17 protein-coding genes are annotated in these 24,818 nt (G+C 60.6%); 2 read left to right on the forward strand and 15 right to left on the reverse strand.

From position 1 onward, the window contains the following. Positions 1–48 precede the first annotated feature (48 nt). Together hldE and msbA are read right to left on the reverse strand one after the other, a co-directional pair. Complete coding sequence (hldE, locus tag JOE33_RS11400) at positions 49–1,470, reverse strand: bifunctional D-glycero-beta-D-manno-heptose-7-phosphate kinase/D-glycero-beta-D-manno-heptose 1-phosphate adenylyltransferase HldE (protein WP_010440417.1); 1,422 nt, start codon at positions 1,468–1,470, stop codon at positions 49–51. Between the two features lie 127 nt (positions 1,471–1,597). Then, entirely contained in the window at positions 1,598–3,400 is a 1,803-nt protein-coding gene (msbA, locus tag JOE33_RS11405; RefSeq protein ID WP_010440415.1) for a lipid A export permease/ATP-binding protein MsbA, read from the reverse strand. A 115-nt stretch (positions 3,401–3,515) separates the two neighbouring features. On the opposite strand from msbA, the gene JOE33_RS11410 reads away from it, so the two are divergent. Next, the gene (locus tag JOE33_RS11410; RefSeq protein ID WP_187625044.1) at positions 3,516–4,154 is read left to right on the forward strand and encodes a toluene tolerance protein; all 639 of its coding nucleotides are present in this window, start codon (positions 3,516–3,518) and stop codon (positions 4,152–4,154) included. A gap of 46 nt (positions 4,155–4,200) precedes the next feature. Here the strand turns inward: JOE33_RS11410 and JOE33_RS11415 are convergent, their stop codons facing one another. From JOE33_RS11415 to JOE33_RS11445, 7 genes are read right to left on the reverse strand one after another with little or no spacing between them, the layout of a single operon-like run. After that, positions 4,201–5,370, reverse strand: coding sequence for an O-antigen ligase domain-containing protein (locus tag JOE33_RS11415; protein ID WP_187625043.1), 1,170 nt, complete (start codon positions 5,368–5,370; stop codon positions 4,201–4,203). After that, positions 5,360–6,133, reverse strand: coding sequence for a glycosyltransferase family 2 protein (locus tag JOE33_RS11420; protein WP_054994356.1), 774 nt, complete (start codon positions 6,131–6,133; stop codon positions 5,360–5,362). Before JOE33_RS11420 ends, JOE33_RS11415 begins: the two co-directional genes overlap by 11 nt. A gap of 31 nt (positions 6,134–6,164) precedes the next feature. After that, entirely contained in the window at positions 6,165–7,121 is a 957-nt protein-coding gene (locus JOE33_RS11425) for a glycosyltransferase (protein WP_032615449.1), read from the reverse strand. 30 nt (positions 7,122–7,151) lie between these two features. Continuing rightward, the gene (locus tag JOE33_RS11430; RefSeq protein ID WP_187625042.1) at positions 7,152–8,561 is read right to left on the reverse strand and encodes a PIG-L family deacetylase; all 1,410 of its coding nucleotides are present in this window, start codon (positions 8,559–8,561) and stop codon (positions 7,152–7,154) included. Beyond that, entirely contained in the window at positions 8,558–9,454 is an 897-nt protein-coding gene (locus JOE33_RS11435; RefSeq protein WP_187625041.1) for an antimicrobial resistance protein Mig-14, read from the reverse strand. The genes JOE33_RS11430 and JOE33_RS11435 overlap by 4 nt, the downstream gene beginning before the upstream one ends. Next, positions 9,454–10,584: a glycosyltransferase gene (locus tag JOE33_RS11440; protein ID WP_032615453.1), complete on the reverse strand. Its 1,131-nt coding sequence runs from the start codon at positions 10,582–10,584 to the stop codon at positions 9,454–9,456. The genes JOE33_RS11435 and JOE33_RS11440 overlap by 1 nt, the downstream gene beginning before the upstream one ends. Then, positions 10,568–12,325, reverse strand: a complete 1,758-nt coding sequence (locus JOE33_RS11445; RefSeq protein ID WP_032615454.1) for a carbamoyltransferase — start codon at positions 12,323–12,325, stop codon at positions 10,568–10,570. The genes JOE33_RS11440 and JOE33_RS11445 overlap by 17 nt, the downstream gene beginning before the upstream one ends. A 302-nt stretch (positions 12,326–12,627) precedes the next feature. Here JOE33_RS11445 and JOE33_RS11450 point away from each other — a divergent pair, with 302 nt between their 5' ends. Continuing rightward, positions 12,628–18,744, forward strand: a complete 6,117-nt coding sequence (locus tag JOE33_RS11450) for a membrane-targeted effector domain-containing toxin (RefSeq protein WP_187625040.1) — start codon at positions 12,628–12,630, stop codon at positions 18,742–18,744. Between the two features lie 127 nt (positions 18,745–18,871). Here the strand turns inward: JOE33_RS11450 and JOE33_RS11455 are convergent, their stop codons facing one another. Genes JOE33_RS11455 through waaC form a run of 6 tightly spaced genes read right to left on the reverse strand, consistent with a single transcriptional unit; the run spans position 18,872 to position 24,818 of the window. After that, the gene (locus tag JOE33_RS11455; protein ID WP_187625039.1) at positions 18,872–20,317 is read right to left on the reverse strand and encodes a lipopolysaccharide kinase InaA family protein; all 1,446 of its coding nucleotides are present in this window, start codon (positions 20,315–20,317) and stop codon (positions 18,872–18,874) included. Further along, complete coding sequence (locus JOE33_RS11460) at positions 20,317–21,096, reverse strand: lipopolysaccharide kinase InaA family protein (protein ID WP_187625038.1); 780 nt, start codon at positions 21,094–21,096, stop codon at positions 20,317–20,319. The genes JOE33_RS11455 and JOE33_RS11460 overlap by 1 nt, the downstream gene beginning before the upstream one ends. Next, entirely contained in the window at positions 21,093–21,827 is a 735-nt protein-coding gene (locus JOE33_RS11465) for a lipopolysaccharide kinase InaA family protein (RefSeq protein WP_187625037.1), read from the reverse strand. Before JOE33_RS11465 ends, JOE33_RS11460 begins: the two co-directional genes overlap by 4 nt. Next, the gene (rfaP, locus tag JOE33_RS11470) at positions 21,827–22,633 is read right to left on the reverse strand and encodes a lipopolysaccharide core heptose(I) kinase RfaP (protein WP_187625036.1); all 807 of its coding nucleotides are present in this window, start codon (positions 22,631–22,633) and stop codon (positions 21,827–21,829) included. Before rfaP ends, JOE33_RS11465 begins: the two co-directional genes overlap by 1 nt. Then, on the reverse strand, positions 22,633–23,754 hold the full coding sequence (locus tag JOE33_RS11475) for a glycosyltransferase family 4 protein (RefSeq protein ID WP_187625035.1): 1,122 nt from the start codon (positions 23,752–23,754) through the stop codon (positions 22,633–22,635). The genes rfaP and JOE33_RS11475 overlap by 1 nt, the downstream gene beginning before the upstream one ends. Then, positions 23,754–24,818 (reverse strand): lipopolysaccharide heptosyltransferase I, encoded by a 1,065-nt coding sequence (waaC, locus tag JOE33_RS11480; protein WP_187625034.1) that lies wholly within the window; start codon positions 24,816–24,818, stop codon positions 23,754–23,756. The genes JOE33_RS11475 and waaC overlap by 1 nt, the downstream gene beginning before the upstream one ends.

Here is a 24,818-nt window from a genome sequence, read left to right on the forward strand (position 1 = left end):
AGGTGCTGGATCCTTGAGCACGCCGGCATGCAATCGGCAACGTTACGGTTACTGGGCTCGAATCTTCTCGACGATGGCGGTGGTGGAGCTGTTTTCCACCAGCCCCAACACACGCACCTCACCACCGTAAGCCTGAACGATATCGGCACCGACCACCTGATCGACACCGTAGTCGCCGCCCTTGACCAACACATCGGGCTTGACGTGGGTCAGCAGGTTTTCAGGGGTTCCCTCCGGGAAGCTGATGACCCAGTCCACGGCCCCCAGACCTGCCAGCACCGCCATGCGCCGGTCGACACTGTTGATCGGTCGACCAGGCCCTTTCAGGCGACTGACGGACGCATCGTCGTTGACGGCAACGATCAGGCGATCCCCCAGGGCGCGCGCCTGCTCCAGATAGGTCACATGACCTGCGTGGAGAATATCGAAACAGCCATTGGTAAAGACGATCCTTTCCTTGTGTGCGCGCGCATCATCGACCGCCAGCAGCAGTTGCTCCAGACCCAGTACACCGCGCTCGGAGCCCTCCTCACGCTGAATGGCCCGGCGCAGCTCGGGGGCGCTGATGGCCGCGGTACCCAGCTTGCCAACCACGATGCCCGCCGCCAGATTGGCCAGCGCTACTGCATGCGGCAACTCCTCGCCGGCAGCAATCGCTGCCGCCAGGGTAGAAATCACCGTATCGCCAGCGCCGGTCACATCGAACACTTCGCGGGCACGGGCTGGCAGATGCAGCGCCTGCTGGTCAGGACGCAGCAAGGTCATGCCATGTTCACCGCGGGTCACCAGCAGAGCGCCGAGATCGAGCTCCTGCATCAACTGCGCACCCTTGGTGACCAGTTGCGCCTCATCGACACAATGACCGACGATGGCCTCGAATTCGCTGAGATTCGGCGTGATCAGGCTGGCACCGCGATAGATCGCGAAATCCTTGCCCTTGGGGTCGGCCAGCACCGGAATGCCGCGCTTGCGGGCTGCCTGAATCAGCGCCTGATGGTTTTTCAGTGCGCCCTTGCCGTAATCCGACAGGACCAGCACCTTGATGCCATCCAGCAAGCTATAGACCTCTGCGCTCAGAGCCAGCGGATCGGTCCTGAACGGTTCTTCGAAATCGATGCGCAACAATTGCTGGTGGCGACTCATGACACGCAGTTTGACGATGGTCGGCTGATCGGCAATGCGCTGAAAGCGCGCCAGCACACCAGCAGCCTTCAGGCTGTTGGTCAGACTCTCGGCAGCCTCGTCATCCCCCGTCACACCGACCAGCGAAGCGGGTGCGCCCAGCGCAGCGATGTTCAAGGCCACGTTGGCAGCGCCACCCGGACGGTCCTCGATCTGATCGACCTTGACCACAGGCACTGGCGCTTCAGGGGAAATACGCGAGGTACCACCATGCCAGTATCTGTCGAGCATGACATCGCCAACCACCAGGACAGGGGCCTGATCAAAGCGCGGCATGGATAGCTTCATGGAACAACCCGTACTTGAAAAATGGACAGGGGCGGAATCTTAGCACAGGGGTTTGCAACCGACAGGCTGTTGAATCACGCCGCCCGAAGGCAGACGGACCGCGTGGGCCCGCCCGGTGAAGAAGAGGTCAGACCGCGCCGACAGGAGCAGGCTCGTCCAGCCCCATGGCATGCAGGCGGGCGTAATAGCCGTTCTGCGCCAGCAGCTCTGAGTGCGTACCGCGTTCGACGATCTGCCCGGCATCCATGACCAGAATCAGGTCGGCCTTTTCGATGGTCGAAAGGCGGTGGGCGATGACCAGCGTGGTACGGCCCTTCATGACGTGGTCCAGCGCCGCCTGAATGTGACGCTCGGACTCGGTGTCCAGCGCCGAGGTGGCTTCGTCGAGAATCAGCAACGGAGCGTTCTTGAGCAGCGCGCGGGCAATGGCCAGACGCTGCCGTTGACCGCCGGACAGCAGCACACCGTTTTCGCCCACCTGGGTATCGAACCCCTGCGGCAACTGGTCGATGAACTCCTTGGCGTACGCATCAGCGGCAGCCGCTTCGATGTCGGCACGCGGCGCACCGGCCAGATCGCCGTAGGCAATGTTGTTGGCAATCGAGTCGTTGAACAGTGTGACGTTCTGATTGACCTGAGCGATGTGCCTGCGCAGGTTACGCAAGCGATAATCGTTGATTTCGACGCCATCGAGCAGGATGTTGCCCATGTCATGCCCGTAGAAACGCGGGATCAGATTAGCCAGGGTCGACTTGCCGCTGCCGGAGCGTCCCACCAGGGCAATCATCTGCCCCGGCGCGGCGGAGAAGCTGATGTCGTTCAACACCTGACGCTCGGTCTGCGGGTAGAAAAAGCTGAGGTTCTTCACCTCGAGATGGCCGGTCACGCGATCAAGCTCGATGGTGCCGGTGTCGACTTCCTCTTCCACATCCAGCTGTTCGAAAATGCTTTCTGCACCGGCAACGCCTTTCTGGATCGTCGAACTGACTTCCGACAGCTGACGAATCGGCTTGGGCAGCAGGCCCGCAGCGGTGATATAGGCAACCAGATCACCCGCAGTCGCCTCACCACGCAGGAACAGCACGAGGAACATCAGCACCGCCATGGCACTGTAGATCACCAATTGCAGCATCGGCGTGTAGATAGCGCCGGTCTTGGTCATGCGCAGCTGCTTCTTGGTGTTGCTGTTGCTGGCCTGAGCAAAGCGCGCCTGCTCGTAGGACTCGCCACCGAAGCTGCGGACTACGCGATAGCCCTGAATGGTTTCCGAGGCAACATGCGTGACATCGCCCATTGCCACCTGAATTTTCTTGCTCTGCTTGCGGAATTTCTTGCTCGCGGTGCCGACCATGACGGCAATCAACGGCAGGATCGCGAGCATGACCAGCGTCAGCTTCCAGTTCATCATCAGCAGATAGATGAACAGGAACACCACGGTCAGGCCTTCGCGGATAACCACCTTGATGGCATCGGTCGCAGCGCCGGTCACCATTGTGACGTTGAAGGTGATGCGCGAGATCAGATGACCGGAATTGGTCGTGTCGAAGTAACGATTGGGCAACACCAGCAGCTTGTTGAACAGCTCGACCCGCAGGTCATGCACCAGCCCAAGGGAAACCTTGGCCAGGAAATAGTTGCCCAGAAAGGAACCCAGCCCCTGCCACGCGGCGATCAGCACGATCAGCAGTGGCACGGCCTGCAGCAGCTGCAACTCGCGCAGATAAGGGACATTGGGAAACAGCACCGCTTCGGGATTGGTCAGGCCATCGACGAAATATTTCAGGATGCCGGCGAGCATCGGCTGGGTCGAAGCGAAGATCACGAAACCAATGATGCTGAGCAGGAAAATGCCCACATACGGACGCACATAAGACAACAGGCGGAAATAGATTTTCACGCTGGAGGTTGTGGACGATTCGGAGGTTGTCATGAGAATCCGTCGTGTTAAAAAGAGGCCGAATTGTATCACAGCGGTTTTCGCGGCTGCCTGCTGCGGTAACATAGGCGGCTCGTCCGTTCCCAAGGGCGTAAAAACCGGAGTATCGATGCAAGCGCTTGACCACGCCCATTACCTTGAACTGGTTCAAGGTGCCGAAGTACTTGAAGCCGACGGCACGGGCGACAAGGTACTCCGTCTGCGTGACGGCTCCATGCTGAAATTGTTTCGGCGCAAACGCCTAGTCAGCTCCGCAGCCTGGTACCCCTACGCGCAGCGTTTCGCAGACAACTGTGAAACGCTGGCCGAACGCAGCATTCCCTGCCCACGGATACTCACGGTAAGCCGCATCGCCGAGATCGAGCGCGACGCCGTACATTATGACCCGCTGGCCGGCTACACCTTGCGCCAGCTGCTGGGCAGTGCGATTGCCGACGACAAGCTGCGCAGGCAACTGGGAAGCTTCATCGCCGGCTTGCACGAAAAAGGCATCTACTTTCGCTCGGCTCATCTTGGCAATGTGATCCTTACGCCGGAAGGCAGCCTCGGCCTGATTGACATTGCCGACATGAAAACCTATCGCCGTGCATTGCGCAAAAGCCTTCGCTTGCGCAATTTCAAGCACATGCTGCGCTATCAGGAGGACCGCCAATGGCTGCTGGACAACGGCAACCCGGCCTTCCTCGATGGCTACATGAGCGCTCAGACCCTCTGCGACACCTCTGAACTGGCTCAGGCTGTTCAATAACCCGCCCCATAAAAATGGCCGCTTTCGAAGCGGCCATTTTTTGATGCTATTGCTGCTGCCTGAGCCGATGCGTCTGCACCACTCGCCCGAGCACCATGGTCGCAGGTAACAGCACCAGCACCCAGAGTTCGTCTGGATTACCGACCAGCTGGGCGCCGTCGAAGTTGAGCATGACCAGCGCGCACAACAGGTAAAGCCCCCAGGCATCGCCGTTGCGCAAGGCGTCCCACAGCGTCATCGCCATCACGACCAGAAACATCACCAGCGAAGCCGCGCCGGTATACAGCCCCAGCGAAACGAAAATATTGTGCGGGTGCTGGATCGGTACCCCGCCCGTCAGCGTCTGGGTCGTGTAGAAATCGACACCGCAGCCTAGCATCCAGCCACAGCGACGCCATTCACCGGTCATGATTTCAAACAGCTCGATGCGGTAGGAATCACCCCTGACCATCAGCAGGGCGACCCACTGCTCATCCTTGACGAACCAGAAGGTTGCCGCCGCCACGACGCCCAGCGCCAGTAAGCCCACTATCGTGCGCAGCGGAGAACGGTACAGCGAATAGGCGGTGCAGACGGCAAACAGAACGGCACAGCCCACCAGCGCAGTACGCGTCTGCACGACAAAGGCGGTTATCACCAGGGTAGCGAGAACGGCGCAGACAGCCTCGATCCAGCGACGCTCTCTTGCCCACAGCGGCATGGCCAACGCAAGGCTGCAGACCAGCCAGGCACTGGCGTAGATCACGTTCTCCATTCGCCCCGGCAGAATCGCCACACGCTGGCCGAACTCGAACTGCCCGGTCACCCAGCTGCGAATGCTGCTGAGCAGGATGTACAGGCATAGCGCCCAGAACATGCTGCGCACGAATACGCCGCGCCTGAAGAAACCGCTATCGGTAATCGCGGCCACGACAAAGACAAACAGACTGACGTAGATGATGTGCTTGTAATACTGGAACTCCTGCGCCTGTAGCGCAGGGACCAGAAAGCACGCCATGAACACCGCCCACGCAATGCCCAGGGGCTTGGCAAACACGCCAGCACCGCGGTACTTGATCAGGAAGAAAAAGCCCGGCAGCGCCGTTAATGCGTAAAACAGATTGTTGGTGATCTTGGCCGAAGGGTTGAGGATGAAACTCAGCAGGAAGATGACGATGGCAGCCGTGAAGTACTGCTGTACTTTGCTGCCGGGTACTCTTATCGGGTCAACTGACATTATTAAGCAACCAACCTGCTATTAGGCCAGCGAGCACAGCGACGAGCAGCTTGACGCGATCCCGACGTTTGCGACGCTGTTTGTCAAGCCGCTCCTGCGGCACCTCCACGTGCTCACCAAACCCGGTGTGCAACACGGCATCATTTTCCAGAATCAGAGCGTAACGGTTTTGCGCAGCGAATAATTGTGAAAGTTTCTTCTCGCCACCGTGCCCGGCATAAGGCGCATGCTGCTGGTAATCAGCCAGGCGACGCAGCCCGGGATTGAAGGAAAAACCCTGCCATTCCGGCTTGTGCGAGCCCAGTTTATAAAACGGGATGCCTTCTACCACTTCACGCTCGTTCAGGTAAACGTAAGGGCTGTGAATGCGCAGATCGTGATTGTAGCTGCGCAACCAGACCTGCAAGGCCTGGGGGTCGTGTTCCAGCAGCGTCATCGACTCTTCGATGAAGTGCGGACGGTAGAAATCCCAGTCGTCTTCGCAATGGAACACCCAGGACGTTTCGATCAGCGAATAGGCCGCATCGACAGAGCGCATCTGCCCCAGCTTGGGGTTGTTGATGATAAAGCGCGTATGCGGGTGCCAGTGTTCGGGAATGCAGGCCTGAACCCGGTCATCGCCGGAGTCTTCGGTAATCAGCACGTGGCGTATGGGCGCAGTGTTGAAATGGTCGAACGTTTCCAGGGTGCGCTTCAACAGGTCGAATCGACCACAACTGGTGACGACCAGCGTAATGTCGCTGTTTTCGCTGAATACCATCATTCGTTCCCAATCATTGAATATTCATAATTCCCTACCATCCCAATCGTGACCGCAGGCGATCGATCCAGCTCGCCGCCGGCATGCTGCGCAGTGGCGCATGCATGGCGTCCACGATGGCTTTTCCAAGGGCATGGAATGTAAAGCGTTCCTCGACCAAAGTCTGCCCATTACAGGATATTTCACTGGCCAGTGTGACGTTATCGCGCAATTTCGCCAGCTTTTCGCGAAGCTCGGGAATATCGCGATAGAGCACGATGTTGTGCATGTCGACAAAGCCCAGCGCGCGGTTTTCCTCAGCACCCTGATCGAAGGCAAGCAGCACGCAGCCGCACGCCATGGCCTCGAAATTCTTGATCATGTACTCGCCCATGCCCACGTCGGCACTGACGAAAAAACGGATGCGGTTCAGGGTGTCGCAATACTCTTCGCCGGACTTGGTTCGCGTGACGAGCAGATTCTCGACCTGACCCAACTCGTCCAGCAACGCCTTGCGACCGCTGTACGCAACGCTGTTGGTGCTGCCCACGAAGGCCAGTTCGATGTCACGCTCGCGTGACTGCAACTGCAACAGGCTCTGGTCATAGCCCTTGGGCACGAACACGGCGTCGAAACCTTCCTGACGCAGACGCTCGCTGACCATGAACCCCGAACAGATCACCCGCGCCCAGGGCAGCTTGCGGTAGTGCGCGCTGAACTTGCCGGTGTATTTGCACGGGATGTAGTTCTGGTAGGCATCGTGTTCGAGGATGACCAGATTAGGAATCGTGCGGATGAACCCGACCTGACGCACTTCCTGCTTGAAACGCAGGAAAAACACGATCCGGTCATAGCGGCTGACGTCCACCTCGCGACGGAAATAGCCACGCAGGTTGCGTTGCTCCACAGAGCTCAGCCAGCGCACTTCGCATTCACAATGTGCGGCGATGCCGTCGTAGAGACGGTCCAGAATCGCACGCTGCTCTTTCTGGACCAGCAGTAGAACTTTCATGGTTTTCCTTGCAGTACTGCGCCTGCTGAATCAGAGATCACGGCTGCACCAGAACAACTCGTGTCGTCGCACCGCCTTGCGGAAGAATTCGTTTTCGCCCTCGGCCGGCCAGTGGCGACCGGCCAGAATACGCTGCAGCGCACGGCGCACACGGCGCTTGAACGGCATCGGTGGCAGCAGGTCATGCATCATGCCCAGTGCCATGGCCTTGTCACGTTGCGCGGCAACCGACAATTGAAGGCTGTACGGCACCAGCGGCAACGCGGCATCGAATACCGGTGGCAGGCTGATGCCGCTGTAGGCATCGCCCATCGGCCAGCGGTCGTTGTCGTGCAGGTGATTGGCATAACCGAGTACCACGTCCGGCTGCCATTCGAGCCCGAGCAAGGCTTCGCGCACTGCAGCCTGGGCGCAGATGTGATCGGGATGGGGGTCGATGGCAGGATGCGGCATCACCACAACCTGTGGCCTGGCCTTGAGAATCAGCGCGCGCAGGTCGGCGAGCAGGTTATTCCAGGTCGGCTGACCGTTGTCGCCGGGCAATGGCAGGGTATTGAACTGGCGGAACAGGCGGGTATCGGTCAGATCCGCCTCCCGCGAGCCCACTGGCGTATCCGGCGCAGCCTGCATGGCAGGCAGTTGCAGGCAGAAATAGCCCAGTTGCACACACTGCGACTCGGGCACCCCGCCCCATCGCGCCACCGCGATACTGTCCCAGGCCCGCAAGCGGCCTTTCATGCGTGCGGCTTCGGCACGCTCCATGCCCATCTGCCGATAATGCTCGGCCTCGATCTCACCGGCGGTCAGCGTGATGATCCACGCCTCCTCGGCCTGGCTATAAAGCCCGAACGCGGCCAGCTCGGCATCATCGGCGTGCGGTGCGATGACCATGACACGCTGTTTTCGCGCATCCGGCTGGCGAAACAGCCAGAGCCGTGGCGTACCGGCAAGACGGCAGCAACGCCCGCGCAGTTTCAGCACACCTGCGGCCAGCGGCTCGGCAAGCCCGGTCAGGTTCAGATAACGCACACCGCAGACGCCGCGCTCGAATGCCTGCCGGTCGTTCATGCCCTGACCTTGCAGCTCGACCACCGGATCGAGAAAACGTCCGAGCCAGGTGCTTTTGACCGTCAGCGCCAGTATCAGCGTTTCGTCGCCGTTCAGTTGCACGGCGGGGTCGATCAGCAACGTGCCGCCGTCCAGGCGGACGCCCGGCACTTCGCTGTCGGCAGCAAAGTTGTACTGGTAGTCGTCAGACGGCGAATAGAACAGATGATCGGCGAACCAGGCCTCATGAGCGACCCATGCGCACACGGCCAGCACCGGGGCCAGCCACCAGGCCACCAGCACGCCAACAGCAATCAACAGGAGCAGCCCACCCAGCAACGCCAGCCGCTTGTTACGGCGATGGCGCTTGAGCAATTGCTGCTTGCGACTCAAATCTGGAACACCGGAACGGGGTTGCACCATCGGTCCTTGTACTCGCGGTCGGCACGACCGAAGGAAAAACGCAGTGATTTGCCCAGTGCGCGGGCGTTCTCCCAGGCGGACTGGGTATTGACGAAGCTCAGCACGCTGCCCGGACTGAAATCACGGGTTTCCGGATCAACACCGCCGTTGACGTACTCGATGCTGACCCACTGCGGCGCTTCGACGCGATACACCAGTTGAATGGCAATCGGCGCATCGTTGAGAAACACCACCGAACCGATCAGCAGATCGCGCAACAGCTCGATGACCTCGGCCTTGTGCCGGGCGCCGGTCGCTTCGAAGCCCCAGCGACGCTGAAACAGATCGCAGTACATACTCGCCAGTTCGGTGCTGCTGAACTCGCTGACAGGCCTTACCGTACCGCCGGCCTCCTCCAGCAAACGAAGCTCACGACGCTGGTTGTAACGAAACTTCTTGGACAGTTCTTCAGGCGTGCGCGCCATCGCCAGGGATTCGGTCTGTGGCTTGAAGGTACTGATGCGGCCTCCGTTGAGCGAGGACACATAGCGGGCACGATGCCGGACCGGCACCTCGATATCGTCGGCCACCGGCAGAATCAGCTCGGCATTACCCAGATCGAACAGCCCTTTCTTGCCGTGACGCTTGAGTTCGTCCTTGGACAGCGCCAGCGAGCGCCCCCAGGTGGCAATAGCGGCCTTCACTTCACCGCCCTGCTCCCAGGCCAGATAACGCACAGCGATGCCGGAAAAGGCAGACAGGCGCGCAACCACCAGCGGATGAGTGGCGACGCTGCCGCCAAACCGCTGCCAGGCCTGCTCGTAGGCAGCCGCATCGATCTGCACCCAGCCACGCTCGCGCCAGCCCTTGAATCGATTGAGCATCAGGCCCCCGCTGTCAGGCTGGAGACTTGTGGCAGACGCCAGAAGACATTACGTACCGCGTGATCGGAGAAGCGTTCGCGCAAGCGCAACAGCATGCGCTCGGCACAGTCCTGACGTTGTTCGGCATCCAGGCCAGCCATGTGCACCAGGCCATGTGCCAGGCTATGCACGTCACCGAGCGGGAACAGCAGGCCAACGTCTTCGACCACTTCCTTAGCGCCGCCGCATGAGGTTGCAACCAGCGGTACACCGGCGACCATCGCTTCCAGCAGGACCATGCCGAACGGTTCATGGTCCGAGCTCAAGGCGAACACATCGAAGGCCTTGAAGTAGCGCCGCGCGTCAGGCACTTGCCCGAGGAAAAGCACCTGCGGGCCGATGCCCAGCTCCAGCGCCAGCGCCTTGAGGTTTTCTTCCAGGCGGCCCTTGCCGAGAATCACCAGTTGGCTGTTCTCGGGAAGATCGGGCAGCGCTTCGGCAAAACCGCGCAACAGCGTGGCCTGATCCTTGTCGGGATGCAGACGTCCCACATTGGCGACGATCCAGGCCGACGCCGACAGGCCCAGCTCTGCGCGGGCGTCTTCAGCAGAAAACTGACTGCCCTGCAGTTGCTCGACATCGATCCGGTTGTACAGGGTCTGAATGCGCTCGGCCGGCCATTTGGGCAGGCTGCTGCGCATGTCGTCGCGAACCGCGTCGGAAACACCGAGCAGGCTCAGGCGCTTGCGAAACAGGTTGGCGAACAGCTTGCGACTGCGCCGGCGGTAATCGCCGAACGCATGGTGCACACCGATCACCGGCAACTTCGTCGCCAGCAGGGCGATGTACACCGGCTTGAAGCGGTGCGCGATGCAAAAGCTGAACGAGCGCGTCGCCGCGATCCTGCGCAGGTCACGGATGGCGCCCAGCTTCAGGCCACGAATGGCACTGGAGCTGTACTCCATGAACAGCACTTCGTCCGAACCGCAGTCGGCGACGACTTCCGGGTCGGCGGCGCCGGTCAGAAACACCGTCGTTACCCGGTAGCCCTTGCCGGCGAACAGGCTGGCGTATTGCCGTGCGCAGTCCAGAAACGGCCCGTCATAGCCGTGACAGAACTGCAGTACGTGACGTTCAACCGAGCGTGTCATAAGCCTCGACGCCCTCTTTTACCACCAGGATGTCTTCCATGATCAGGTACTCGAGGTCCGAGCCGAAGAACATGTTCAGCGCATCGGTCGGCGAGCAGATCATCGGTTCGCCACGGCGGTTCAGCGAGGTGTTCAGGGACACGCCATTGCCGGTCAGGTTTTCCAGCGCTTTCATCATGTCGTAATAGCGCGGGTTGTATTCGCGCTTGAGCACCTGCGCACGGGAGGTGCCGTCTTCATGGACGACTTCCGGAACGCGGGTTTTCCACTCTTCGGCCACTTCGAACGTGAAGGTCATGAACGGCGCCGGGTGATCGATCTTGATCATCTGCGGGGCGACAGTGTCGAGCATCGACGGGCAGAAAGGCCTCCAGCGCTCGCGGAACTTGATCTGATGGTTGATGCGGTCGGCCACGCCGGTCACGCTCGGGCAACCGATGATGGAGCGACCGCCCAGTGCGCGCGGACCGAACTCCATGCGCCCCTGGAACCAGGCAACGGGGTTGCCCTTGACCATGATCTCGGCAATCCGCTCCGGCGTGTTGTCGATCTGGCGCCAGACCGGCTTGCTCGGGTGACGGGCACAGGCTGCAATCACGTCTTCGTTGCTGTACGCAGGGCCGAGGTAGACGTGTTCCATCTTCTCGACCGGCACACCGCGGGCGTGCGATACATAGGCCGCAGCGCCCACCGCCGTACCGGCATCGCCGGACGCAGGCTGCACGAACAACTCTTTGACTTCAGGACGGGCGATGATGCGCTGGTTCAGTTTGACGTTCAGCGCACAGCCACCGGCGAAAGCGATCTTGCCGGTTTCCTTGAGGATGTCACCCAGGTAGTGATCCATCATCTGCAGCGCGAGCTTTTCGAACAGCGCCTGCATGCTTGCGGCGTAGTGAATGTAGGGCTCGTCGGCCACGTCGCCAACGCGTTTCGGGCCGAGCCATTCGATCAGCTTCGGCGAGAAGTAGAAGCCCTTGCCGTTCTCTTTATAGCGACGCAGGCCGATGACGTTGGCCAGCTCGGTATTGATGATCAGCTCGCCATTCTCGAAGGTCGCCAGACGCGAAAAGTCATACTTGCTGGCATCGCCGTACGGCGCCATGCCCATGACCTTGAATTCGCCGTCGAGCATCTCGAAACCGAGGAACTCGGTAATCGCGCCGTACAGGCCGCCCAACGAGTCCGGATCGAAGAATTCCTTGATCTTGTGGATCTTGCCGTTTTCGCCATAGCCGAAGAAGGTCGTGGCGTACTCACCCTTGCCGTCGATACCCATGATCGCGGTTTTCTCGGTGAAACCGGAGCAGTGGTAAGCGCTGGAAGCGTGGGCCAGGTGGTGCTCGACCGGCTCGATCTTGATCTTTTTCGGATCGAAGCCCAGTTGCTCGAGGCACCAGACGATCTTGTTGCGGTAGCGCTTGTAACGGCGATTGCCCATCAGCAGCGCATCAAGGGCGCGATCCGGCGCGTACCAGTAACGCTTGGCGTAATGCCAGCGGGCCTTGCCGAACAGGCTGATCGGGGCGAACGGAATCGCGACCACGTCGACGTCCGAAGGCTTGATGCCTGCCTGTTCCAGACAGAACTTCGCTGACTCGTAGGGCATGCGGTTCTTTGCGTGCTTGTCACGAACGAAGCGCTCTTCTTCGGCCGCTGCTATCAGCTTGCCGTCGATATAAAGCGCTGCGGAAGGATCATGGCTAAGGGCGCCGGACAGGCCAAGGATCGTCAATGCCACTAGTGTCTAGCCTCTTTAGTCTGCATGCAGGCGCAGGGCGCCCGAGAAAAGGTGTGCCCCCGCACAGCGGGCTGAGGGCAGCTAAAGGGCGGGATTATAGCGTAATGACCACGGATTGGCTCGACGCGCTGAAATGTCACTGAAGGCCGCCCGCCAGACGGTGTACGAAACGTCTTTTTCGTCACACCCCATATTTATCTATAACGTCGCGGCTGGTTGCGTCTGATTAATTGAGGCCTTTAGTCACAGCCCCCGAGGCCGTTGATCAAACCCTCAGCGCCTAACGCAATGGAAAGCCTGTCATGACGCAAACACCCCCTCTGAAATTCAACCTTTCAACCCTGACCCTTGTACCGGAGACGCCCGTCGATACCTGGCCTGGCGCGTCCGCGGCACTGAAAAGGCTCGATGAACTGCGCACCCTTCTGGCCAGGGAACTGGACGCGTTACCCCGACCTGGCGAAGCCTTGCTGAGCGCCCTCGAAGGCACCGACGTGTCCGAGCGAGAACTGGAAATCTTCAGCCTGTTGCAACAGATCGACGACTACTGGAGCGCCCCGGGCGAAACCGGTGAAAGCCGCCGGGATCGACTCGTAGCGGCGTTACAACGGGCCCTGCACGACGAAGCCCGCGTCAGGATTCACGAGCGCGATCTCGACAGTGGCTACCTGGCCTGTCTGCCCGAGTCACCCGATCAGGCACAAGACTCCGCGCTTGCCTGCTCTACGGTACGGGTGCAACTGCACGACGACGAACAGATTGAAATGGCCGGTGTGCTGGTGATTTCCGAGGGTCAGGGGCGCACGTTATTGATGCTGCCGGGGCTCGGAATCACCGGTTTTGCCACACAGGCCATCATGATCACAAGCCTTGCGCAGTGGCTCAACACACCCGGGCTGCGCGATGCGCTGCTCAGCAACGCGGAACGACAGCATCAGGACCGGCTCGCCGAGATACTGCAGGACGCCGACCTGTATCTGGAACCCTTCACGGCTGCCGACGTGCACTTGCAGCCCGTCACCACGGCACCGTTCATTCACGCGTTCGACCGGTTGCTGAACAAACAGCGCAACGACATCCGTTACGCCTGCGAACAGCCCGGCATGGCGGATCGGCTCAAGCGTCAGTCGCTGATCCAGCAAGCCATCGACATGCCTGGCCTGCTGGGCCCGGCCGCCATGCTCGAGCTGCGTGAACTGATCAATAGACAACGTCAGTATCAGCGGGACTTGCCCGAATGGATGAAGATCGCCAGCGCGGCTGACCTGCAGACCTATGCCCTGCACCTGCGACACTACGACGCGGCGCATGCAGCAATGCTCAGCGTACTGGGCAGCGCGGCGTCGCCGGAGCGGTTTGCCGACATGCAGTTGCGCACGCGCCTGGCCAATGACCTGGGCCACGATCTGGACCCTCGGGCCTTGATCATCGACACCCGGCGCACGCTGCCATCGACGAGCGAGACCTATCGCGTGACGCTGCCGCTGACCGAACTGGCACTCTATGGCCTGCATCCAGGTGACGAGACAGCGGGCTCGGACTTCCTCGAGCAGACGCTCATCACCCTCGATGGCCAGCCGCTGGATGCAGCCTATTCGGCCTTGAACCCGGCCTACCTTGCCCGTGTGATTGACGAACTCGATCTGCGCGCGGTGTTTGGCACGTTTCAGCGCGACGCCTACCAGCAGGAACACAACCAACAGATGCTGCGCGCACTGGCGCGAACCCGACTGACCACGCTCGGCTGGGCGGCGAAGATGCAGGGGCATATCCAGCCCGATGATTTTGCCATTGTCGCAGCGCTGACCAGCACGGCGGCAGGTGCGCCTGATCCCACGTTGCGTGTGCAGCAGATCAAACTGAATGACCGCAACGTGATGGCCAGATTGCTGGTGTTTCGCAAGCAGGACGCTCAAGGCCGGGCGCAGCGGCTGGTCATGGTCGCCGTCGAGGCGCCTGGGCAGCAGTATTTCAAGGCCTTCGACACCGAGACCCACCTGCTGCATGAGCTGATCGGCTGGACCGCATCGCCCGTAATGACGGCCTGGCTGCTCGATCAGGTAGAGGTCGCTGCCCGCCCGGAACTGGCCGCGCAACTGGCGGCCCTGCGCGAGAAACCGCAGCCCGCAAAGAACTTTCTGCAATTCATCGATCACCCCGACTGCGAGACGGCATTGCGCAGCTTTACCGACGAGCAGACCCGCGTCTTGCTCTCCGAGCAGGCGCGCCATACTCCGGACTGGTACCTGCGCGCCAGCCGCGCCCAACGCCGGGAACTAATGGCCCTTGAACACGCCATCGATGGCGCGCTGGGCAACTATAAGGCCCAACCGCACACCGGCGTTCAATCGTTCAAGGACTACCTGCACCAGCGTGCCAGCCAGCAGATAGGCAAACTGCTGGGCGTGCCTGCAGGTACGGTAGACCCCGATCTGATCGTGATCACCAGCGAACGCGAAACGCTGACCTACACCGACATGCTGCTCAAAGGCTACGACGACAGTATCGATCCCTTGCGGACTTCAGCAGCCACCGACGCCACGTTCAGCGGCCCGCCGGGTATCGACCTGAGCGCATTGTCACCTGCTGCCGTCGCTGGCTCGGTGCGCGGCCAGTGGCTGGCGGACGAGTACATTGCGCTGATCAGAAACACCCTGCTGAACAGCGAAAACGATGGCTACGCCTACCGTCGCCAGTGCAGCGTGATGATCACCCAACTGCAGATGAAGGCAGCTGCACTGCGCAGTCTTCTGAAAGGTCATGTCGAAGCCGCGCAGTATGTCTGGCTCAAGCAATCACTGGATAACGCGCACCTGAGCGATTTGGCTTCACGCGAGCAATATCCCCTTTACCCCCTGCAAGTACATGTGGACAAACCCCTGATCGCCTCGGGACTGACCGATGTCGATCAACTGGTTATCCCCAGTACGCTGTTGACTCACATCGAAACCGTTCAGGGCTGCCTGATCATTTTGCCGACACAGATCCGTCACGCCGCGCTGCTTTATACGCCGCAGGCACCTGACGGTATCGAATTCCGTCTATTCAGCGACTTAATAAACTCGCTGAACAGCGAAGGGATGATCGATTACTACAAGGATCGCTGCCGCATCAAGGCCCGCCGGACCCTGTCGTTCTTCTTGCGGGACATGCAGAGGGGCAACGCCAACAAGCCTCCGGTCATCCCCAGGGCATTCATTTCAGACTTTGCCGATACCTGTTTCAACCGGCCACTGGAGCGCCGGTTGCGTGATGTGGAAGAAACCACCACCGGCCGCCACGACATGCTGGCCAAGCTGATCTGGGTCAGTGTCGAAATCATTGCCACGGCCCTGACCCTGCCCTTCCCGCCGGCAAGCTTTGCGGTGGGCAGCCTGATTTCATTGCATGACAGCAGTCAGGCACTGGCCGCGCTGAGCGCGGGCGACCGGGAGCGCGCCACGAGCTACATGCTGTCGGCACTGCTCAACGGCCTCGGTGCAGGCAGCGATTTGCTGGTGGGTCTGAAAGGACTGGGCGTTTTGCATCAGCTTGAGAACAGTCAGCATTCGACCCCGGTGCTGCGCTCGCTCCAGCGCCAGCCTTCGCTGCCACGTTACGAGGATCTGTACCCGGTAGAGCTGCAAGAGCAGGTATTCCTGCTCGGCAAGCCCAATGTCCACGGGCATGCTGCGGTTTTCCAGGCGTCCCATGTCGCCTCGGCACCACCGCTGGCAACCGGTCAGTTCGCTGCACGAGAGACAGGTGGCGCCTGGCAGCCGCTTTTCCCGCTGCCACCGGCCGCGAAGCGCGTGCCATCGGGTTTGCGCATCGATCTGGCCGTCGACATTTCGCTGGATAACGTGCCACGCATCGCCGATGGTCACGCAAAAGGCGTGCAGGCGATCAATGGAAAACACTACATCCAGCTGTCAGACCGGGCCTTTGAAGTTCAGTACGACGCACACTTGCGTTACTGGCAGATCATCGACCCGGCCAATCCGTTCGCCTTCTTCGGCAAACAGCCGGTTCGCCTGAATGATCAGGACCAGTGGCTGCTCGTCGAACGGCAGCGCCTTCACGGCGGCGGGCTTGACGCTCCGGGCACTTATCGACCGCTGCCTGAGGAAGCCAGCGCCAGCTCGCTGAACACCTTGGGCGACTACGAGATGCCGGGCGACATGCGTGCGCATCTGGACATCGTCATCAACAAGGAAGTCTTCGATCCGACCGGCGCAGGCCTGGAAGTCTATTTCGAAACGTATTTCACCGAGGTGCGCCAGACCTTCACCGCGCGCCGGGAAAAACTCTATCAAGACGCCCTGGCCTTTTTTGCCGGTTTCACGCCGCCGCCCAGGCCGAGCCTGCCCGCCTATGGCCTGCCTGGCAGCGTCGACACACTCATCAAGCACATCTTCAGTCACAGTAACGGGCTGGTGTTCAGCGAGGCCCCGAAGTCAGTGGCCAGCAAACGTCTGCTACTGCTCAACATGCCCTTGCTCGCAGAGCAGCGTGTCGAGGTGCTGTACATCGAGCACCTGCTGACCGACAAACACCTTCGCAAGCTGGCCAGGTATCGCCAACTGGGCAAAAAGAGTCGCTCAGGCTCTCGTGAGCTCAAGTACTACCTGCAAGAGACCAATCGTGGCGCCCTGAATAACGCCAGCAGCGAATACGATTACTATCACCTGATCAAGACAGCCCACCGTTACGGTATCGAGGTTCGCCCGTTCAGTTCCTCGATCAGCTATCCGTTTATCGGCCATACGGTTCTGGCGGCTGCCGATGACCCGACCTCGGCCATGAAAATGAGCAATTTCTTCGGCCACAACGTTATGAATCACGACATCGAGCCGGCCTCCGCCAGGCGCTGGGTGGCACTGCTCGACCAGAAGCTTGCCACCACACACGATCAAGTGCCCGGCATCGCTGAAATGCAGGGCGCAGTCAGTGTGCATGTTCAGGACATCCCCGCCGGACGACCGACCCGCATCAGGCAAGGCGCGACTGGTGCGCCTGAAAACACGCCGACCCACTGCGACTTCACCATAGCGTTTGCCGATCCGGCGCTGCCCGCCGGGCCGCTGCCCCCTGCCACTGCTCTGGATAACCTGTTGATTCGCGAGCTGGGCGACCCGGCCGCGATTACCGAGGGAGAGCGCTGGGCGGGCGAGTACGGGTTTATCCTTGACGAAAACGATACCTGGCTGCGCGTGGAACCTGATGACTGGAGCGCTGACAGAGCAATGACGGCCATCCAGCAATCGCTGACCGATGCCACCTACGAAATGCCGCTGGACACCAGAACAACGCTGCATCGTCTGGCGCACTTCGAAAAGAAGGGACTCGATATGGAGTATTTTTTTGACGACATCGAACTCGATACCGTGCGCAATACATTCGACCTGCGGCGCAAGAATCTGCAACAGGACGCCGCCAGGATCAGTGCAACTCAACTGCCGCCTCGCCCGACGTTACCCGCCATCGAACCTCAGACAAGCACCGCCGGATTGCTTGAGACCCTGTATCGCCATACTGAAGGCCTGGTTATTGGCGAGTCACACTCTTCGATCGCCAGCAAAAAACTGATTATCGACAACCTGCCGTTGCTGTCGCAGCAGAACGTCAAAACGCTGTACATGGAGCACCTGTTGAGCGATCTGCATCAGGCAGACCTGGATCGTTTCCTCGAAACAGGGCAGATGAGCAAAACCCTGCTGCATGACCTGAAAACCCTGGACCGCGGGCATCACACCGATCCGGACGGGGTCTACACCTTCGAACGGCTGATCATCAGCGCGCGGCAGCAGGGTCTGGAGATTCGCGCCATCGATTGCGCAAGCAGTTACCACCTCAAAGGCCTCGCCGAGGAAGAGCCCCTTACCCGCCAGCAAATGATGAATTACTTTGCCTCGCGCACAATCCGCAGGCATCAGGACGTAATGGGGTCACACAAGTGGATAGCGCTGGTCGGCAACAGCCATTCCAATACCTACCAGGGCGTCGTGCCCGGTATTGCCGAACTGGAAGGCGGGATCGGCCTGCGGGTCGTCGATGTGGCTCCGGGGCATTCGAAGGGCATAACGCTGGATCCGGGGGAGCTCGTCTCGGGTCGCATAGCGACTAAAAAGGTCTACATCAAAGCTGATTATCGGGTGGAGATGGAAGTGCTGCGTGCACAGTCAGCCAAGCTGCCGAGCATCGAGAAACGCCTCTCCAGGCCGGGAATGTTTTTGTTACAGGAGGGTGAAGGCGACCTGCAAACCATCGTCCATCGCGCACGCGACACCTGGATTCACCACACACCGGTGCTGCGCAATGCCGAAGGCAAGCTGTACATCGAACGTCTGCGCTGGCCGAGTATCCACCTCAAGCCCTTCGACGACATTGATGCACTGGTGGCGGCACTCGAAGCGATGAACCTCAAACGCGCTACCTGAGGATGCGGACGCTCTGCGTCACACAGAGAACGCGGAGCGTCCAGAACCGCATGCCAACGCGGAGCATTGCCACGAGAGTCTGCACCTTCCGGTGAGCGCTCCGCGCTGGCAAGAGAGTCAGCTGGGCTCAGTCTGTCGCAAGCTTCGGCAAGCGCTGTTCCAGCAACTGGTGCAGCGCGCTCTGCGCGGGCCAGTTGCGCATGAAGCGGGCCCGGTCTCGGGCGTAGGCCGCCGCGAATGACGATTGGGAGCTGTGCTGCTGCATGGCGTCCAGGTCGATCATCGCCCAGCGATCCACATGCCAGAACAGGTTATGCCCCTTGAAATCACCGTGGCTGATGCGCGCCTGGATAAGCTGCGCGAAAAGCCGATCCAGCGCCAGCAGTTCGACCTCTGGCGCATCACCGCTTTCCACATACGCAGCGAAGCGTTCGATGATGTCCGGTCCGTCGATGAATTCGGTGACCAGCCAGGCCTTGCTGCGCAAACCGAGAAAGCGCTTTTCCTGCACTGCCAGCGGTTTGGGTGTCGCGATGCCGAGGAACATCAACCGGTTGCCTTCACGCCACGAATGCCAGGCCCTGCTGGGGCGCCAGAAACGCTTGAGCCAGTGGCTGAAGTTCTTGATGTTGTAGCGCTTGATGACCAGCGTACGACCGCTGACTTCGACACGACCGACACTCGCAGCGCCCCCGGTCTTGTACAGGTGGGCCTTGTCGAGCAAGGCATCCGCCTGACTCAGCACCGGCAGCATCGCAGGCTCTTCTTCACGACGGATGGCGCGGAATACCGAAGCGCTGTCCTCGACGCTGAACAGACTGCAGTCGCGCACGGTCTTGCTCATGAAATCCTTTAACCGCCAGCTGCGAACCTTGTCGATCTGCTTTTGCAGTGCCTCCATCGGCAAACCATGTTCGGCATTGCTCAACAGGTAATAAACCAGCAGCTCTTCAGTGAAAGGTTCGAAAGACCTGGGCAACTGGGCAAAGAACACGCCGAGGTTTTCCAGCACCTTTTGCCGGGACAACGGCGTACCAGCCTGCTCAGCGCGAATGCCGGCGCCATCGATCAGGTACAGCTGCCCGTTGTGGCGCAGCAGGTTGTCCAGGTGCAGGTCTTCCTGCCACAGGCCTTTTGCGTGCTGCCGGGCAATAGCCGATAGCGCCTCGCCGAGCACCGCTTGCTGCTCGTCTGCCAGCGGTGGCAGGTGCTGAACGGCGTTCCAGGCATCGCCCAGGCTTGAGGCCTGCTCCAGAAACTCGAACAACAGCCAGCCCCCCTCGCCGTCCTGCAGACCGTCGGCCAGCAGCAGCGGTGTGGTCAGACCTTGCTCGGCAAGCAGCTTTACTCCGGCCAGCTCACGCTGAAAGTGCCGGGCCGCCTTGTCGCCCACCAGCAGTTTTGCCAGCACCGGCCGGCCTCGCCAGACACCGGCGCCGACATAACGCTGCCCCGGCAACACACGCAGCAGGGTCAGCAATTGCAGTTCAGCCGATCCGGCAGCGTCGGCCAGCGTCAGGCTCATCGGCAACTCGGGGGTACGTCCGGCGGTCTTGAGTTCAGACAGGCGCATCAACGGGTCTCTTTATCATCGCGGTGTTGAAGGTCTCGTTTGTGAGCGCCGCGCTTGCCCAGACGCGCACTCCAGGCGTCGACCAGCAGGCTGTTCGGCGTGGCTTGCAGATAAGCCGCCAACAGCTCTCGCCGATCCGTCTCATTCCACATCGGCGCACGGCGCAGCAGCGGTTCGAGGTCGCGGGCAAGGTCACGCTTGCCAAAGATCACAGGGCGGGTTTTTTCCAGGTCGATCAGTTGCGCCTGATACGCCGTACCGGCGGCCTGAAGAAAAATATGCTTGGGATAGAAGCAGCCATGCACCTGTCCGGCGCCGTGCAGCGTGCGCGCCAGCTGGCCGCAGGCGTGCAGTATTGCCTGACGCTGAGCGGCCTCCATGTGGTCCCACTGCTGCAACAGTTCGTCGAGATCGGTCCAGCCGTCCAGCGCACGCGTCATCAGGATCGCCCGACGCTCGCCGTCGACCTTGCGCTCACCGTAGAACACCGCCTGCAGCGCCGGAATCCTCAGCTTGCGATAGCGACTGATGTTACGAAACTCGCGCGAGAACGACGGTTCGCCAAACGGGTGATGCAACGTATGAGTCAGGTAATTGCTCTGGCGCTTGAGGTAAAACCCCTGACCGTCCAGGTCTAGGCGGAACACACTGCTCCAGCCGCCGCGTCCGGTATTGGGTTCATCGACCGCATCGAGTCTGATGTTCCAAAGCGATTCAAAATCAGCCAGGTTGTGACGCGCCAGTAAAGGCTGGTCGGCGCTGGCAATAAAAACGCTCATTCACGGCCCTCGAAAAAGCTGACGATATGTCGAATACGTTTTTTGTCGGAGGCGTTCAAATGCGTTCGCTGGCGGTATTGCAGGTAGAAGCGCAAACGCTGGGTGGCCGACAAGTGGTACTTGGCGACCTTGTCCAGGCAGGCCAGATCCTTGGTGATCCGGTAGCGCAGCATGAAACTCCACCAGAATGCGCCATTGGGGCAGTCGATGAAAAACAGCTTGCCTTCGTTATCGACCAGCAGGTTGCGCCATTTCAAATCGTTATGCGTGAAATGGTTGTCGTGCATGATCCGGGTAAAGGTAGCCAACTGGCGGCTGAGCGCATCGACCCAGTGGCGGTCAGCCAGTCGCGGGTCCTTGCGTTGCGCCAGCGCCGACAAGTCTTCAGTGTTCGGCAAGCCACGCGTGATCAGTGCGCCACGATCATACGCCGCGCCATTGCGCTCGAGCCCCCAGGCCACGACCTCTGCGGTGGGGATGCCCCATTTGGCGAAGCGCTTGAGGTTCTGCCATTCGGACTTGACCCTCGGCTTGCCCATGTAGCGACGCAGGCCCTTGCCCGCACCCACGTAGCGTTTGACGTAGTAGTAAACCCCGCCGCGCTCGACGCGGATGACGTCGGACAGCGGGTCGCGGGTCAACTGCTGCCCTTGCAGGGCGAACACGGCATCCAGGCTACCGAATTCCTGCTCCAGGAAGGCGTACTCGGGCTCGAGCTTCCAGCCCGCCATCAGAGTGCGTCTCCGTAGCGCACTTTGCGCTGGTACAACTTGTCGGCTTTTTTATCCAGCCAGGTCAGCAACGCCGCTTCCTTGAGCAGGATTTCGCGCAACGGCTTCTGGAAATAGCCCTGCAGAAAACGCAATTTGTCGCGGCGGGTCAGGCCGATGTCCAGCGCCGAAAAATACAGCGCGGCCAGGTCCTTGTTGCGCCAGCGCGGCGTGATCGCACGACGGGTCTGGGCACGGTGCAGGTCAATGACCGACAGTTTGAAATCGTCAGCGGTCACCGGCTTGTCGGTGTGCAGCAGAAAATGGCAGATGTAGCAGTCGCGATGATTGACGCCTGCGCGGTGCATTATGCCGACCAGGCGGGCGACTTCGGCAATGAAGGCTCTTTTCAGACGCGGCTCGGGCGGCTCGTTGCGCCAGTTCAGGCTTACGTCTTCGAGACTGGTGGTCGGTGCCAGTTCTTCGGTGACGATGAACGAGTGCTGTGCGGCAGGGTTGCTGCCACGTTCACCATAGGCCACGGCGGTCATGGTCGGAACACCGACTTCGTGCAGACGCTCGATGGCGTCCCATTCCTTGCCCGCGCCCAGTACCGGTAGCTTGGCGGTCGCCAGGTTCTTGGCGATCTCGCCCCAGCCGATACCGCGGTGGATCTTGACGAAGTAACCGCGCCCGTCGACCTCGGTGCGCAGCGTGCGGCGCCCTTCCAGTTCGCGGTAGACCTCACCGCTCAGGCCTTCGACCTCGACGAACGCATCGCGCCCCGCCCACAGGCTCTTGAACGGCTCAGCAAGGAACAGCTTCATCAGTAGTGCTCCGCCAGAATCACATCCGCAGCGTGTTGCGGCATGCTGTAAAGGTCTGCCTTGTCGGCAAAGGTCAGGCCATTGCTCGACCAGGCGCTGCGTGCAGCATCGTCCTGAAGCATCTCCGACAGGTAGCGATTGAGCTGCGCCTGCTCGAACGGCTCATCCAGCACCCGCCCGCAATCGGCCTCGGCAATATAGTGAGCGTAACCACAGACCGCGCTGACCAGTACCGGCAAACCCGCGACGAGCGCTTCGAGCAGCACGGTTCCGGTGTTTTCGTTGTAAGCCGGATGAATCAGCAGGTCGGCACCCAGCAGAAAACGCGGAATATCGCTGCGCCCTTTCATGAAGGTCACCTGATCACCCAGGCCGAGCGACGCGCTCTGCAATTGGAATACTTTGGGGTCGTCCTGACCGATTACAAACAGTCGCGTGCGCTTCTTCAGCTCGGCAGGCAGAGCCGCGAGCGCCTTCAGGCTGCGATCCACGCCCTTGGTCTTGAAACCGGAGCCGATCTGCACCAATAACAGATCATCGTCGGCAAGGCCGAATTCCTTGCGAAAGCCTGCACGGATCTCAGGCGCATCCGGCGGCGCGCGGCGATCCTGGGAAATCCCCGGCGGCAGCAAATGAAAGCGCGACGGCGGGGTGTCGTAATGCTTGATGAACAGCGGCTGCTGCACCTCGGAAATCATCAACACCTGGGTTTTCGAGTCCCTGGCGAACACCGCGCGCTCGTAGTCGGCAAAGTGGCGATAACGGCCCCACTTGCGATACAGCGGGCTGCGCAGGTTCTGCGCCTTGTCCTCGAAGCAGCCGTCGGCGGCGTAATACACATCCAGACCGGGCATCTTGTTGAAGCCGATCAGGCGGTCCACCGGACGTTTGGCCAGGTCCGCCTCCATCCATGCGCTGAGCTTTTCGTTGCGCCGATGATTGAAGAACGCCTTGACCGGCGCCACCAGCACCTCGAAACCGGGCGGCACATCGCCTTCCCAGATCAGGGTGTACACGCGGATCTGATGGCCGCGCTGCTGGCACTCCAGCGCGATACGCATGAAGTCGCGCTGCAAGCCGCCGAACGGGAAGTATTTGTACAGTACAAAAGCCAGTTGCATCAGCCAGGTTCCTTTGCCAGCAACAGCGCGCCCAATTGGCTCGCTACTCGCTCGGGATTCAAGCGAGTGAAGCACATCGGCCACTCGCGTTTAAGGTCGAACCGGCGCTGATCGTCGGCGGTCGGTTGGTAAGTACATTTCTTTTGCAGGCACGGCGTACAGCCCGGGTAGTCGCTAGCCAAGTGCACCTGCGATTTGCCATAAGCTCCGGTCAGGCCCGGATTGGTCGGGCCGAACAGGGAAATGGTCGGCACATCCAGTGCGGCGGCCAGGTGCCCGATGCCGGTGTCGACCGCGACACATGCCTGTGCGCTGGCCAGCACCCGCGCTACCCCTGCCAGATTCAGCTTTGGCAGCACGTGCGCATTGCTCAGACCGTCGGCAATACGCTCGGCGCGAGCCTTCTCTGCCGGATTGCCCCACGGCAACTGCACCTGCAGACCGCGCGCAGCCATCAATTCGGCGAGTTGTCGCCAGTACAGCTCGGGCCAGTGTTTGGTGTCCCAGGTCGTGCCATGCAGGAACAGCACGAACGGGGCCTGCAAACTGTCATTCAGAGCCGCCAGCGGCTTGAGACCGTAATCGCCCATGCCGGACGGCTGTGGATAACCCAGCGCCTGAGCGAACAACTGACGCAGCCGCTCGACCGCATGCTGCCCGCGCGCCACTGGAAAAGCACGATCATAAAAGCGACTGGCGACCGGCTCGCGTGCCGAATCGCGGTCCAGACCGGCCACCGGCGCATCGACATAGCGTGTCAGCCAGGCACTTTTGAACAGGCCCTGCGCATCGATCACCAGATCATAGCGCTGTTCGCGCACCTGCTGTTTGAAGCGCTGCCACTCGCCGGATTTGAAGGTCTGCCAGAGGTGTTTGCGCCAGCGGCGAATCGCCACCGGGATCACTCTGTCGACCGCAGGATGCCAGGCGGGAATTTCCGCGAAGCCTTCCTCGACCACCCAGTCGAAGCGAATGCCGGGCAGCGCACGCGCCGCATCGGTCAGCGCGGGCAAGGCATGAATCACATCACCCAGTGAAGAGGTCTTGATCAGCAGTACCCGCAA

Source organism: Pseudomonas sp. PvP027, assembly GCF_017833005.1.
Classification (GTDB): domain Bacteria; phylum Pseudomonadota; class Gammaproteobacteria; order Pseudomonadales; family Pseudomonadaceae; genus Aquipseudomonas; species Aquipseudomonas congelans.